Source organism: Paenibacillus sp. NRS-1782, from assembly GCF_050467685.1.
Taxonomy (GTDB): Bacteria; Bacillota; Bacilli; order Paenibacillales; family Paenibacillaceae; genus Paenibacillus; species Paenibacillus terrae_A.
On sequence record NZ_JBITPH010000009.1, the window covers coordinates 283538 to 299254 of the forward strand.

8 protein-coding genes and 3 pseudogenes are annotated in these 15717 nt (G+C 41.7%); 2 read left to right on the top strand and 9 right to left on the bottom strand.

Going from position 1 to position 15717, the window contains the following annotated elements:
* Positions 1-29: 29 nt before the first annotated feature.
* The 5 genes and pseudogenes from ACIFQM_RS03430 to ACIFQM_RS03450 all read right to left on the bottom strand — a co-directional run.
* The gene (locus ACIFQM_RS03430; RefSeq protein WP_430043122.1) at positions 30-1388 is read right to left on the bottom strand and encodes an MFS transporter; all 1359 of its coding nucleotides are present in this window, start codon (positions 1386-1388) and stop codon (positions 30-32) included.
* 53 nt (positions 1389-1441) lie between these two features.
* Positions 1442-3958 (bottom strand): glycoside hydrolase family 3 N-terminal domain-containing protein, encoded by a 2517-nt coding sequence (locus ACIFQM_RS03435; protein ID WP_430047086.1) that lies wholly within the window; start codon positions 3956-3958, stop codon positions 1442-1444.
* A gap of 424 nt (positions 3959-4382) precedes the next feature.
* The gene (locus ACIFQM_RS03440; RefSeq protein WP_430043118.1) at positions 4383-6002 is read right to left on the bottom strand and encodes a response regulator transcription factor; all 1620 of its coding nucleotides are present in this window, start codon (positions 6000-6002) and stop codon (positions 4383-4385) included.
* A 20-nt stretch (positions 6003-6022) separates the two neighbouring features.
* Positions 6023-7762, bottom strand: a complete 1740-nt coding sequence (locus tag ACIFQM_RS03445) for a histidine kinase (protein ID WP_430047084.1) — start codon at positions 7760-7762, stop codon at positions 6023-6025.
* Between the two features lie 296 nt (positions 7763-8058).
* Positions 8059-8802 (bottom strand): annotated as a pseudogene (locus ACIFQM_RS03450) (SDR family NAD(P)-dependent oxidoreductase); the annotation flags it as partial.
* 662 nt (positions 8803-9464) lie between these two features.
* Here ACIFQM_RS03450 and ACIFQM_RS03455 point away from each other — a divergent pair.
* Positions 9465-10049: a TetR/AcrR family transcriptional regulator gene (locus ACIFQM_RS03455; RefSeq protein ID WP_430065013.1), complete on the top strand. Its 585-nt coding sequence runs from the start codon at positions 9465-9467 to the stop codon at positions 10047-10049.
* A gap of 222 nt (positions 10050-10271) precedes the next feature.
* Here ACIFQM_RS03455 and ACIFQM_RS03460 read toward each other — a convergent pair.
* Both ACIFQM_RS03460 and ACIFQM_RS03465 read right to left on the bottom strand, forming a co-directional pair.
* Positions 10272-10670: pseudogene (locus tag ACIFQM_RS03460) on the bottom strand (SDR family NAD(P)-dependent oxidoreductase).
* Between the two features lie 332 nt (positions 10671-11002).
* The gene (locus ACIFQM_RS03465) at positions 11003-11317 is read right to left on the bottom strand and encodes a hypothetical protein (RefSeq protein ID WP_430043113.1); all 315 of its coding nucleotides are present in this window, start codon (positions 11315-11317) and stop codon (positions 11003-11005) included.
* 619 nt (positions 11318-11936) lie between these two features.
* Here ACIFQM_RS03465 and ACIFQM_RS03470 point away from each other — a divergent pair.
* Positions 11937-13124, top strand: coding sequence for a macrolide family glycosyltransferase (locus ACIFQM_RS03470; protein WP_430043110.1), 1188 nt, complete (start codon positions 11937-11939; stop codon positions 13122-13124).
* 110 nt (positions 13125-13234) lie between these two features.
* On the opposite strand, the gene ACIFQM_RS03475 is transcribed toward ACIFQM_RS03470, so the two are convergent.
* Both ACIFQM_RS03475 and ACIFQM_RS03480 read right to left on the bottom strand, forming a co-directional pair.
* Entirely contained in the window at positions 13235-15103 is a 1869-nt protein-coding gene (locus tag ACIFQM_RS03475) for a fibronectin type III domain-containing protein (RefSeq protein WP_430043108.1), read from the bottom strand.
* 255 nt (positions 15104-15358) lie between these two features.
* Positions 15359-15634, bottom strand: a pseudogene (locus tag ACIFQM_RS03480) (hydroxyethylthiazole kinase); the annotation flags it as partial.
* Positions 15635-15717: the final 83 nt, after the last annotated feature.

Here is a 15717-nt window from a genome sequence, read left to right on the forward strand (position 1 = left end):
GTACATTCGTTAATCCGGCAACGCCATGGTTACTCTATTGGACTCCGTCTTTTAGATAAATCATCCAGTATACGGGTATATTGTTTTTCCAGAGAGTAAAAGTAAAGTAAAACGGCCATAATTATATACAATACAAGCGGAACATAGATACCCATAACTATAATTATAGAATTTGCTGACTCCGTTTGCACAGCTGCTCCTTCTTGAAAATGTCCCCAGGCTAGAAGCCAGCCGATAAGCGCAGTTCCAAGGGCCGTACCTACCTTATTGCCCAGAGAATTAATACTATTGGTTAATCCAACGATCCGTTGACCATGCTTCCATTCTCCATATTCAATCGTACTGGTAATAAGCGGCATCATGACGACCATCAAGGGAATCATGGCGAACGATTGCAACGCAGATCCAATGACACCAATCGTAATGCTGTGTGGATCAATGATACGAACTACGCTACCTACAATACCTACAATTAATCCGACGACAGCTGTATTCCGTTGACCCCAACGTTTAATAATAGGGACGGAAATGGCAAACACTAAAAGATTTAGGAGAAGCGTTATTGCACCCAGGATTCCCACTAAATTTACATTACCCCAGATGTATTTGGCATAGTACATACCAGATAAGCTAGCCATGCCAAATGAGATATTAGTGAAGAATCCTAACAAAAAAGTGACCAGCCAATATTTGTTTGAAAAAAGTAATTTTGCACCTGTCAGTAGAGAAAGGGTCTTCTTGATCTCCCCTTCTTGCTTTAATTGTTCCGTGTTATATTTTTCCCTCGTAGATTTATAGGCAATAAAAATTCCGACAGATGAAATTAATCCTATTACCGAAGCTAAAAAGATCCATTCTTTTTGCCCTCCACCTAACATATTAACTACAGGAATAAAGGCAATTGTGACAACACCACCCGAAACAAATGAGGCGACGGCCCGAAATAAGCCCATTATAGAGCGATCCTCATTGCTTCTCGTTGTTAATGCCATTAAACTTGCATAAGGGATTGAAGTCGGAGTAATCACACAAATATAGAATAATAGATTCGTTATAACGATGTATGCTATTTTCCCGCCGTCGCTTATATTAGGTACAATGAACACCAGTACAGTCAATACGAACATCGGAATGGTCATCCATAATAGCCAAGGACGTGCTTGACCATGCTTGGAGCGAGTTCTGTCCACGATGTAACCCATACCGATATCGGCCGCGGAGTCAATGACCTTGGTTAATAACAGTATTGTCCCGATAAGACCTGCCGAAACACCTACAACTTCCGTGTAAAAGAACATCAATAATGACATCAACATCGTCACAGCATTTAATGAAAATTGTCCTAAAGCATCTCCAATCAACTGTCTGGTTGTTAGCTCTCGTTCCATTTTGTTTTCAGCCTTTCTGCTTAGATGCCTGGTTTATTGTAAAAGCCTTGAGATCAAGAGAGTTCAAAATCGGCTTGTTTCACGTCACGGGAATTCGATCCGATATAAACCTTGAAATCCCCTGGTTCAGCTGCAAGCTCCTTGTCCGCGTTCCAATACGCCAAATCTGCTTCAGTAATATGGAAGTGAATTTCTTGTGTTTCCCCTGCTGCTAAGGTCACCTTCTTAAACCCCTTGAGTTCTTTTACAGGACGAACCACGCTACCGTATACATCCTGAATGTACATCTGGACGATTTCCTCGCCTGATACTACTCCGGTATTTGTGACCTTAACACTGGCGATAATCGTCTCCAAAGTAGTCATCTGCTTTTGGGATAAGCGAATCTCAGAATACTCAATTGTTGTATAGCTTAGACCATAGCCAAAAGGGTAAAGAGGTTCATTGGAACCATCAATATATCTTGAAAAAAACTTGTCATTTTTATTTTTTTCTGTGACAGGTCTTCCTGTACTGAAATGGTTGTAGTACATCGGGACTTGCCCTAAATGAGTTGGAAAGCTCATCGTCAATTTGCCGGATGGATTGTATTTCCCAAAGAGTACATCGGCGATTGCATGCCCGGCTTGAGAACCCAGGAACCAAGTTTCGACAATGGCATCCATATGACGCTCAAACCAATCCAGCACAAGGGGACGCCCGTTAGTCAACACAAGTACGGTGGGCTTACCTATCCGCACAATAGCCTCTGCCAGCTCTTGCTGCACCTTCGGCAATGATATGTCCATGCGAGACGCGGCTTCACCGGACATTTCACTGCTCTCGCCAAGTGCAAGGATAATGATGTCTGCTTGTTCTGCGGCTGTAATGGCCCGCTCCAATCCTCCATCCATCGCTTCTTCTACATGGCATCCTGCTTCAATCAGCAGATTAGACCCGGAGATTCCTTGTTGTTCGATTCCTTGACGAAGTGTAACAGTTTCTTCTGTGTAGCGTGAATACTGCCACGGTCCAAGCAGGTCTGAAGTATCACCGAAAGGACCAATTATGGCTACCTTCTGATCTGTGCTTGCAATCGGGAGAACATCGTTATTTTTTAACAATACGATGGATTGCTCTGCCAAACGCCGACTTTCTTCCAAATGCTTCGCACTAAAGTGATATTCCTGTTCCTTCTCTGGACGAATGTAGCCAAACGGGTTATCCATAATTCCAATCTTATACTTCAAGGTCAGGATACGTCGTACTGCCTCATTCAATTGTTCTTCTAAAACGACATTCTGTTCAATTAAATCCGCCAACTGGTCATAAGAACGAGTTACCATCTCAATATCCAATGAAGCATCAAGAGCTTTCTTCGCCGCTTCTTTACTGTCCTTAGCGTTACCATGTGCGACAATCTCGTCAATGGCACCATAGTCGGAAAGTAATACGCCTTCAAAACCAAGCTCCTTGCGAAGCAGATCATTAAGAAGGTAGCGGTTGCCAGCTACGGGAACGCCTTGATAAATATTAAAGGAATTCATCACTGATCCGGCTCCGGCTTCTATCCCTGCTTGGAACGGAGGTAAATAGACGTTACGCAAGGTTCCTTCCGAAATGTCTACCGTATTGTAATCCCGTCCTGCCTCAGCAGCTCCGTAAGCGATGAAATGCTTTAAACAAGCGATAATTGTGTCTGGATCAGATAAATCGTTCCCTTGATAGCCTTCAACTTGTGCTTGTGCAATCAATTTCCCTAGGTAAGGGTCCTCCCCTGCGCCTTCTACGACTCGACCCCATCGTGGGTCTCTCGTAACGTCCACCATAGGACCGTGGTTGTAGTTAATACCACTGGCACTAGCTTCTTTGGCACTAATGGCACAGGCTTCTCTGATAGCTTCCATATTCCAACTGCAAGACCAGGCAAGTGGCACTGGAAAGATAGTCTGAAACCCGTGTATTACATCAAAGTTAAAAAACAATGGTATCCCATTCGGGGATTGCTCTACGGCGATTTTTTGCAGATCAAACGCACGACTGCTTCCCAGAGCTCCAAGCACAGAGCCAACTCGACCATCTGTAATCAATTTTTCCGGTGGATCGGATTCAATCTCAGACCCCAAGGAAATATTGGAGGCCATACATTGGCTCATCTGACCGATTTTTTCAGTGACAGACATTTTGCCAAGAAGCTCCTCTACAGCCTGACGTATCTCGGCATCATTCCGTTGCTTCACACCCTGCTTACGATAAGTAGCCAACTCGGCAATTAGATCGTCCGCAAGGGAGGGACCCGGTCCTTTAGCTCCTTTTATGGAGAATGCCTCCTGATAGGGAAGTTTGATTTTGCCGTAGAACTCCTGATCTTCGAAGGTAAGTTCAAATTCAATGGGTTCATCAGGTACAAGAGGAGAAGTACCATTAGCTGTTAGAACGTTTTCTTTGACTGTAATTGTATTAATTTCAATCGGCAGTGGAACAGGCTCCATTACTACAGATAATTTATAGGTCGGCTGCTTCTCAATAATAAACTGCATTTTCAATTTTGCTTCTGGTGTTTTGAGTAAAAAATGCCAAGTACCAATCATGTCAATCATCCTTTTTTTACGAATTAGCTTTTAATCAAGCCGAGTGTTGTACCTTAACGAAATACACAGCCTAGTGTAAGCGTTATCAAAATACACATAAATTAAACGGAACATCTCGCCACATCTCACTAAAACACAATTCGGGTTTGCCAGAGAATTATAAATATTCCCCTTCCACCTCTAGCCATGTAAATCATAATATAATCTTATTTTAGTAGTATGGAGTTGTTGCCTCTACTGTTTCGCCGACTTTGGAGTTGCACTTTACCGACCACATCTTCTCCTTTGCAAATTATAAAACCGGCCAGGATATCTTGGCCGGTTTTATACATCAGTTATAGACTTTTTCGCTCATTTCATCTAGTTGTTTTGCTCAGCACAAAGATGAAGTTTTAAAATTTCTTTAATTTTCGCACATTATTGGCTATTCATTTAATGGCTTGGCTTCTTCCGAGGTTTGATGACACGAATGACGAAATTCATTGGGATTCAAATTCGTATGTTTCTTGAACATTCGTGAAAAATGGGAGAAATTAGAATATCCGATATGGGATGCAACGGCACTGATGGGCATATCGGTCTTCGTGAGAAGTTTTTGAGCAAGACTCATCCGTTCTTGAAACATATACTCCGATACGGACATTCCAGTTTCTTTTTTAAAAATACGAGTCAAATAATCAGGATTTAAAAAAACATGATTGGCAATCTCTTCACGGGATAGGTCCTCTGAGATATGAAGCTTGATAAATTGGATTACTCTTTGCACCACGCTCTGGCTCTGCTCAAGAGAACGTACATATTCCTTTGCCATATTTACAATATGTTTCAACCATTCAAGCAAATTGGTCACGGAGCGGGATGCATTTGTAGCTAACTCCTGAGAGTGGGAATCTCCAAAAAGTTGATGCGCTTGGATTCCTTTTGAATGAAGGACAAAATGCAACATCTGTTGAAAATCCAAATATAATCGATTCAAAAGATCAGCATTTAAACTTTCCTTCTCGAACCCGTTTATATACTGCAATACTTCAATCAGTACCTCATCAAACGCGCCCTCCATTAACATAACCGACCACAGATCTATATTGGCAGACTTATATATGGAGGGATGGGCTTGAGGGCTAGAGAGCAAGAAAACTTTATTGTTGTAAGCAACATTGTTTTTTTCCATTTCATTGAGTTTATTTACCATTCCTAACATCTCATGACCATGAACTCTTTCTCCAACATAACAGGAAATATCACAATAAAAATATTGGCTGCATTCCTTAATATAATGCTGAAATGCTTCTTCCACATCCAATAAAAAATTTTGTTTGGCTTCCACTGATAATATGGCAAGCATTCTTCTGTTATTCAACTCAATGATCAAACCATCATGGCTAGGTCCAAGCAGGATTTCTTCTGCAGAATTTCTGAGTCCATACTCCAGTATTTTTTCCTCTCGCAGACTTAAAGGCTTGTGCCATCTCTGAATGCTTATAAGAATAGGTATAAAAAACTTCTCTTCAATGTAGGGAATATTTCGGTCTGCCGCAGCGCGACTTACGGATTTCGAGTTTGATGGGACTGTTTGATTCAGTATATCCTGCCAGAAGCGTTCGATTAGCATCGGTCGATGTTGAAACCAGAGTCGTCCTAACTGGCTGTATTGGACAATTTCTGATTCCTTAATGATCTTACCTTTCGCTTTTTCTATCACTTTTTCGAGCTTTTCAAAAGGCACTGGCTTTAGAATATAATCCAGACTTCCTAGCCGAAGGGCTTGCTTGGCGTATTTAAAATCAGCATGACAAGTCAGGAATATCGTTTCTGTTTTCGGATATTGTTCTCTTACCCACTCTGTCAATTCTAGCCCTGATGCCTGTGGCATTTCAATATCACAGAGCATGATATCAATGTGCTCTCTCTCAAACAGTTCCTTTGCTTGTTTGACGGTATAAGCAGTGAAGACTGCTGTAATTCCTAATTTATTCCAATCAATGCCTGAGCGAATTCCTTCTACCGCATGGATTTCATCATCAACAATTAATATTTGGTACATAAGTCATTTGGCCCACCCTTCTAACCTTCCTCCTCATAAGGAAGCTTGATTTCCACTACTGCTCCGTTCGGGTAGCCATTATAACACGATATTGAAGCTTCCTCACCGTATAAAAGTAATAATCTCTTCTTAACATTCCAGATCCCGATATGTTCTCCTTTCTCGTCTATCACTCGATTTCCCGAGCGAATATCAGCTAATACGTCATTTGAAAAGCCCTTCCCTGTATCGCGAATAACGACTTCAACATAAGGGCTTAAACCAGTTTCCTTTAAGTCTAGGCTTACAGATAAATGCAAAGGTTCCTCTAATGTAACACTATGCTTAATCGAATTTTCAAGAAAGGTTTGAATCAACAACGGAGGGATCTGTAAACTTTTCAAAAAGTCTGGACAATCTATTCTACATGTCAATTGATCAGGAAATCGCATTTCCTGAATCCGAATGTAATTTATCACATGCTGTAATTCTTCCTGCAAAGTAACAAAGGAAAGGTTGCTGCGAAACATGAAACGGAAATAATTAACTAAACACAAAGTCATTTCTTGAATAAGCTCATAATTCCTCACTTGTGCCAGGTTAAACAATATGTTTAATGAATTCATAAAAAAATGAGGATTGACCTGAAGTTGAAGGTGCTGTAGCTCCGCCTTCTGCTTGCTCAATTGCTCTTCATAGACATTGATTTTTAATTCCTCTATTTGCGATATCATCTTATCAAAGGTTTGATTTACCATGATAAACTCATCTGGAGCACCGTAGTTCTCTATTCTAACATTAACATGCCCTTTATTGATTTTATTCATGACTGAAATCAGACGTTTAATTGGAACTAATACTGCCCGATGGAGAAATAATAAACTCAGTGGTAATAAAGCTATGGATGCGAATGATATCCATTCAATCAAATAAGTTATCTTTGGCAAGTTTTGCAGAATCTGTTCATTTGGAATAATGGCGACCAGACTGAATTTACCCACCTGAGAAGGTTTACCCACAACCAACCAATTTTTCTTGCTTCCAGTTAAATAATATTGTTGAAATCCTCTTGAAAGATCAACCTGATCATCCTGAAGGAAATTGGCACTAACCAAAGGATCCCCTTGAGAATTAACGAGCAGCGCATGACCATTAGCTCCTAAATTAATCAAATTCATAGGACCTAGGAGGGTCTGCGCATTTACCCAAGCTCCTATATAAAGGTTACCTGATTTTATGGTACGAAGAATATAGTACGTGTTCCCGATTTTTTTAACATACCAGTTATGAGATGCCTGTTCGGAAGAATTTGCAAGCTGATTTAAATGCTGTACAAGATTTTTTTCAACCTGCATTCTTTCTGAGTAGGCAACAGAAGACTGGAAACCATCAAGTAAATCTTGACGTTCATGATTAAATACGAAAAAAGCATCAATTGATTCATTAAAAAGAATATTGTTTGATAAATATAACGAAACTTTGTATTTCGCAAGCTGATACTCATCTTCAGAGTTAGGCATACCCATGGACTGAATATCATAATTGGTTGTAGCCAGGCCGAGTATATTTTTCTCCACAACTTCCAATCGAGCATCAATCTCACCCATATATAAAGAAATCAAGTTTTTATTGGAGATTGCCACTTGGTTACGCACAACATTTATACTGTAATGATGGTTGTATATAAGCAGTGCTAGAAGCGGTACTGTAACGACAAATAATCCTACAACCAGCTTTAAACGAATAGAGTTCCAAGAAATATGTGGGAATCGTATGCCCATATGAAGTCCCCCTGTAATGTGAAAAATGCCAGTCAATTCTATTTATTATAGTTATTATTTTTTTTATATGACGGATTGTCAAGCCAAGTGCGACAGTTCTTCTAAAAAGGACTCGTGAGCAGTCTTCCAGCCCAAACATTTTCATGGTCTGTGGTTGATTGTACGATCCGTCACATAAAAAAAACCAGAGACACATCGCTTGCTGCGATGTGCCTCTGCTGAAGCCTTATAACCGACATAAATTCACTCAAGTGTGAAACCATGCGACATTTATTTTCTTTTGTTGCTATCTCGAATCAGAGCGTAAGACCGCCGTCGGCCACAATTATGGACCCCGTCATATAACTTGAGCCATCCGAGGCCATGAAAGCAACCAGTTCAGCTAGTTCTTCAGGCTCTGCATAACGCCCAATCCGCATATTCGGGAATTCTTCTGGTACATAACCGCTTTCTTGCAGTGATTGAGGAACAGCCGCTGTTAAGGTTGTAGCCACTCCCCCAGGACAGATGGCATTTATGCGAATTCCTTTTCTCACATACTCAATTGCAGCCGCTTTTGTTAAACCTGCAACTCCGTGCTTGCTTGCAGTGTAGGCAGCCAAACTGTGCTCGGCACGTATTGCAGTCGTAGATGCGGTATTGATGATATGACCGTAGCCTTGTTTCTCCATCACTTGCAGGGCATACTTCATTCCAAAGAATATCCCTTTCAGATTAACATCAATCACCCGCGAAAATTCTTCTTCCGAGATTTCATGAAAGGGTTGGAATTTTTGCAAAATACCAGCATTGTTAAATGCCACATCAATTTTCCCATAAGTTTCAATTGCTTTCTGTATATAGTTCTGAACATCCTCACTTCGGGATACGTCAGCTTGAACAAAAACGGCCTCCCCACCATTTTTACGAACAAGCTCCAGCGTTTCTTCTCCTGTAGCAGTATTGAAGTCAACCAGCACCAGCTTGGCCTTTCTTGATGCCATCAGCACTGCGCTTGCCCGGCCAATTCCGCTTCCTGCACCTGTGATGGTGATGACTTTACCCTCAAGCGAAGCATCATTTTTTCTGGAAGAAGGAGCAGCGTGGGTTTGTGGAGTTTCTTCTACTACAAACACAATTGGAGCCAAATCATTCTTAATTGCTTCTAGTGTAGAAAGGGGAATGTCCACTTGAGGAAGGGCAGCCAGCTGATCCAAAGTGAAATTGGAAGCCATCTTAAATGTTGGTTCTTTTACAAATTCAGGCAAATGTTTTTGCAGTACAGCAAACGCTTCCTCATGGTTTAATAAATTACCAATTTTAATATTTTCATTGTATGCCATTGGGCTCATCCTCCAGTAAAGTTAATATGTTTTTTTAAATGATATTTTAGCTATCATCATGATAGTAATAATATCATTTTGAGAATGAGGGTGCAACTATACCCAAAGTTATGGCCACGCAGAACACTTCCATATTGAAGAGATACTTAGATTGGAAAAGCTTCGTATCTTGCTGCAGGTTCAACTTTGCTTCGTGAGCCAGGTAAAAGTTAATCTGTGTACTTCGCTATGTTTAATACAAGCATGTTCATTGACAAGCAAGAGGCATCTTTGCTAGCATAATTGAAGCTAAATCCTGTAAGGAGGTCTTCCTCATTCAACCTAGTCAAAGACTTGAACATGAGCGCAGCAATCTGAGAATAACGCGACGTAGAAATATTATTGAAGCAGCCCAGATCGTTTTTACCCATAAAGGGTTTGAACAAGCTACGATGCAGGAAATCGCCAAGGAGGCGAGTTTGGGCGTAGCTACCATCTTCCGTTATTTCCCTAAAAAGGAGAAATTGATTGTGTCCGTAGCTTCCAGGATTGTCCAATCCGAATTTGAGGTGTTATCGGAAATTGTTAGGGGCAAAGGCAACTGTTACGACAAGCTGGACAGAATTTTCGGTGCGCTCATCTTTTTTCAGAACACAGAGCATCAACGAAACTCTAAACTTATTGAAGCATTTGAATGTTACGTTTCGATGTCAAAAGAACCTCTGGAAGATTTAGAAATCTATCAGGCACAATACAACAAACTGATCGCACTTTTCAGCGAGCTTGCCTTACTTGGAGAGCAAGACGGCTCCGTAAGGACGGACCATATGACTACCGATACCATCATTACCATGATGAACGTTTTTGGTAATTTTTCCAAGAAAATGGCCATGCTGAATGGCATTTCGGCATTTCATACCCAGGTAGAAGAGGCAGAACAGTTCAAGATCCTGAAGAAATTGTTCCTGGATCAATTAAGAGCGTAAACAACGTCTTTGTGCTTTAGATTGGCTTCAGGATATTGCGAATTCCCAGACTATGAGGACCGATGTGAGCACATATTGAACAGGACAGTGTACTTTCTCCTTTTGAGTTCATTTTTGTAAGACTGAGCTGGCTGATCGGCCTCATTTGTCTGATGGTGTGATCGCTCCAGGTCCTTCCCAACTCATGCGAAAAAGGCCAGCCAGTATTCATACTAGCTAACCTCATGAAGTAAAATTATTTTTTTCCTCACGCCTATTAAGAGAGCATTCAACGCCAATGGCTTGTCCTGTAACAAACTGTGCATCGTCAGATACTAGGAACATGACTACAGGAGCAATATCTTTTTTGGGATCACCTAATCGTTTAATCGGTTGAGGTGTCACTGCTGCGGCATATTCATCAGGGAAAGCCTTTTTCCACATCTTGGATGCCTCAGTTAATGCACCTGGTCAGATCACATTACACGTTATTTTAAATGCCCCTAGTTCAGTGGCACATACACGTGTCAATCCACGAATAGCTTCTTTTTGAGAACCATAAGCAGCAAAAGTCTCCATACCTTTAACGCCGGTTGCACTCGCAGTATTAGGTTTTTCCTGATTCTTCATTAAATTCTGCATAAGCCCTGCCTATTCCCGTCCCAGATCCTGTAACAATTGCAACTTTGTCATTTATTGAATTCTAAAATTCAACTAATATTTGCTCAGACCTCTTTATTTCAAGGAATTTGAACACTTAGATGCCACTATGATAACTCTTTGTGCCTTCTCCATATCGTGACAGAACATACCATACCATACCATCCCTTCTTGTCCCTTGTCTTCTTAGCTTAAGGCCGAGTGACATTAGTGGTTAAATATAATTTCTGGCATTCAAATTTTTTACGAAAGATGAAAATTATCCAGTAGAATGAGCAGACCATCGGTACTTGAAGTGTTTTGCTATCTCTTCTTTAAACCTCTTTGTCTGCGATCAAACGGTAATGATCCGTTATCACTACCAATCGGCTCCCTTCTATATAAAAATCGTCTCCCGCTCTCCACGTATGGCTCTTTTTGTTCTGTCTCCGCTGGTATACATAATTGAAAGGAGATGTAGCATACGTTTTGAATCCCTTTTTTCTGCATTTCCTCAAATTGGAAGCACTCAAATAAACAAGGCAAGAATGCTTGCCCACAATATCACTCTTGGTGCGCTTTAGCTCTTTAACCTGCTCCTTCAAGTAAAACGGCGAGTAGTAGTCATCATCATCAAATTTAGCGACCAAAGAGAGTCGGTCCCTCATCATTCCAGCATTTAAACATTGCCCTAATGATATGTTTTCAGGAACTTGATATACGGTAACATGGGCAGAGCCCCTAACGCGGTTTCGGTATAACTGCAGGTTCATGCAATAATGGAAACACCATTTCTGGTCTCTTTTTTATTCAAGGGTCGCCCTCTTTTCTACTTGTTTGTCTTTCATCATATGAACAAGAATAGAATAGGGTGTGGGCTAAAAAAGAACACCTATACAATTCTCTCCTTTAGTACCATCCAAAATCTGTTTATACTGCTTTTGATGAATAAGACTACTCTTACTATTCGTTGTATCGTTATTTGTTTACATTTCCTTCTTATGCTTCCGTTTCAGCTTCTCCCATCGTAGCAATGGGGGGATCATCCCGACAATCGCAGTTAGCCAGGTAAGCAAAATCGGACGGAAACGGGCAGAGCTGCTGCTAAGTTCGCAACAGTATAGATGGCTTCTTACGGTGTGCTGAGAGACCTTAAGAGGAATATTGAAAGGATATCATTTGTAAATATAAATATTATTGTTATTATTATAAATAGAGAGATTCAGTGAAAACTGCGGTCTCTAACGATGAGTAAAGGAGTGATGATGAATGCTACACATATTAATGGTTAACTTTCCGGCAGAAGGACATGTGAACCCTACGATAGGGATTACGCAGGCTTTTGCAGCACGGGGAGATCAGGTACATTACATTACAACTGAGAAATACAAGGACAGACTCGAAGCAGTTGGAGCAACGGTTCACCTGCACCCCGATCTGATCAGGACTGCTTCCATCAACACTGCATCTCCGGACGGATTGAACGCATTTTTGAACATTCATATTCAGACTTCGCTGGACATATTGGCAATTACTCAGAAGTTATCCGAAAATATTGATTTTGACTTTGTATTCTATGATAGATTCGGAGCTGGTGAATTAGTTAGAGATTATTTGAATATCCCAGGTATTGCTTCATCACCATCCTTTTTAATTTCAAAGAATCGGATGGCTAGCAATCTCTTTAGCTCTGACGTAAAAGTGCCGTTTCAGCTTGATGAACATGCCACGACTTCACTGCATCTCATGAAAGAAAGATTCGGGGTTGCTCCCAAGCATATGGTTCAATTTATGAACAATTCAGGGGAGCTGAATGTGGTTTATACCAGCCGATATTTCCAACCGGACGGTGACCGTTTTGGTGAGGAGAACCTTTTTATCGGTCCGAGCTTCCCTGAGCGCAAAGGGGAACATTCTTTTCCTTTGGATGTATTACAAAATAACAAGGTTCTGTATATTTCGATGGGCACGGTTTTGGATCATGTTGAAGACTTTTTTAACACCTGTATTGAAGCTTTTGCCGATTTTGAAGGCATGGTTGTAATTGCAGCTGGCGAGAAGGCTGACTTTACGAAAATCAATCCGGCCCCTGAGCACTTTATTATTTCTCCTTATGTTCCCCAATTAGAGGTATTACGTCATGCAGATGTATTCATTACTCATGGTGGAATGAACAGCGTGAATGAAGGGATTCACTTCAATGTTCCCTTGGTCGTACTGCCCCAGGACAAGGATCAGCCGTTGGTCGCGCAGCGGTTAACGGAACTTCAAGCTGGCTATCGAATAACCAAAGAGCATATCAATGCACATTCGTTAAGAGAGGCCGTACATGAAGTGACATCGAACGCAGCGTATAAAAAAGGCATACAAAAAATAAATGATAGCTTCCAGCAATCCGGCGGTACAGAAGAAGCCCTCGCAAAAATTGATGCTTATCTTCAAAAAGAACTCGCGTAAATCGCGGGCTTTCATACAAAAAAGAGAAACCCTACGTCATGGAAATGACCGGGTTTCTCGACAAGTTGAGTTCCAAATTTTTTATTTTGAAATTGTTTTCACAGAAGCAGTTATTTTGTAATCGTGATTTGTTTGGATAGAGCATTATAGTTCACCTGATAGCCCGAAAGCTCGCTAATGACCCGTAATGGAACGAGCGTGTGCCCGTTAATAATAACCGGAGCTGTGATGTTCGTCGAGTAATTCCGAGAGTTGTTTAACTCGTACACTGCAAGGGTCGAATTCTTGACTTGAAGCACCACTTGTTTGCCATCGGTAAGGCGATTCATGATAATCTTTTTGGTCGCTTTATCATAGTTCACTTGGTAACCCACTCGTTCACCGATAAAGCGCAACGGGACCATCGTTACCCCATTTATTACTCGTGGTGCCTGAGCCATCATCGTAGTACGACCATCGACATAAGCCGATGTAGATCCTGGTGTCAGGGTGAATGAAGTTGAATATGAGGAAAACGCATTGTTAGAGTTTGAAGACGCTGTGCCAGAAGTCGATGTAGTTGAGCTTGTCCCGGTCGATGAACTACTGGTACCAATCGCTCTATTGCGAATAATTTCCAGCCGATCCAGAAGATCGCTTTTACGTGTCCCGCTCGGCAGATCACTGATTGCGTCTCTGGCAGAGCGCCAGTCGGAGGCATTCAGACTGTTTTCCGCAATTCGCATCAAATCTCTTGCTTTCTCATAGTTCGATGAGCTAGATGATGACGAGGAATAGCTATAACTATCTGCACGTTCTGAGATCTTTACACCGCTTGATTCCCTTCCACTTCTATTGACGCTTGTGACCCTAATCTCATACCAGCGTCCTTCACGTAAATCCGTAATTTTGTAGGATTCAGAGGATGTAGTGCCCCTATAATCACCATCAACATATATTTTCACTTTTTCGGCCTGACTCGGCATATCGTAAGTAATTTTGATCCAGGTATCACTCTTGCTATCTACTTCAAGATTGGATACTTCCGACGAATTAGAGGACGTGCTGTTCGTTGTTGCAGTCAGCCTCACACCAGAGGACAATGCACCTGTGCTTCGCTTGGACTTGATCATAAACGTATATGTCTGGCTTGCCGAAAGATTGTTGAATGTATAGGATGTTCCCGTTGAATCGGTTACCAGCTGTCCGTCCTTATACAGACTGACCGTATTGATTCCGCTGGGCCTCGTCCAGGAAACAGTAGCGCTATAGTTATTAACTGATGTCACAGAAGCTCCTGTTACTTCTGGCACTGTATCGACGGTGAGCGCTGTAGTCGTAACCGGAATACTGACCCCTCCAGATATATTGCCGGATTTGTCCACTGTTTTAACTGTTACTTTATAGTTTGTCGAAGCAATCAATCCACTGAACGTATAGGACGTCCCTGTAGTTCGCTGCACCTCTTTGTCATTTAAATAGATAATGGCTTGGCTCAGGTCAGCATCCTTCGGTAATATATAATTCACAGTAAAAGTGTTGTAGCCCACATTCGCCGCTGTCAGCCCGCTTACCTCTCCTGGTGGTGTCTTGTCCACAGGAGCATCAACGGAAGCTGTTTTAGTCTGTATTATATTACCTTGAGATTCACTCCCACTCTTACCCACTGTCTTTACTCGGAAGGTATATGTCGTATTCGGCTGTAAGCCGCTCAGTGTATAAGAGTTACTTAGAATGTTATCTACATACACGTCGTTGCTGACACCGATCACCTTTACATGGTCAAAATTGATGTCAGACGGGTTGGTCCAAGACAAATTCACCCTTGTTGTATCTAACGGGGCCGCTGTCAGATTGTTCACCTCTGCTGGTGCAATACTCAGAGCAGCGAATTGGCTCGCCACCGCATCCGTCCCTCCCCAGATACCATATCCCGTATTTAAAATCAGTGTAGCCGTTGCGAACGGAGCCATCCATTGGCGCAAACGCTTCTTATTCATGATCTATGCTCTCCTTGATAACAATATGTATTTGTCTAACCCGTAAGCAAGCTTACAAAAATCTACTGCTGCAATACACCATTGGCAATATATGGTGTGAGCAGTAGGTGTCCATTTAATAGTTATCGGAATACTTATAGGAAATGTTTAGATCGTATGATTTATGCTTGATTTCAGAATATCCGATCTAGCGGGCGCACCCTACCGTACTGGCGCACATCGTCCGGCGTTATAGCAAACAGCATATTAAGCAGCTCGATCTGAAGTCGCTCCCGCACCCACGGGATCTAACAGCACGGGTACCCCATCCACAATCATAGACTCTACGAGTTCTTCATTCAACGTACCGATGTTAAGTACAAGCGCCCCCGCAATCCGGGCCATATCTGCGACTTCCTCTTTGGCGTGTGCCATAACTGGTGAAGCGCCGAGCGCGAGCAGTCCGTTCGCTGTGAAATTAGTGACGACCATATTGGTTATATTGTGAATGAGCGGATTCGTATCCCGCATATTATGTAGCAACAACGCCATTGTATCTAACACAAAAAACAACCTTCTTTCTTCAGGAGCCTGTGAAAAACTGTTGGCTTATACCACGCCTGTTGAATAACCAA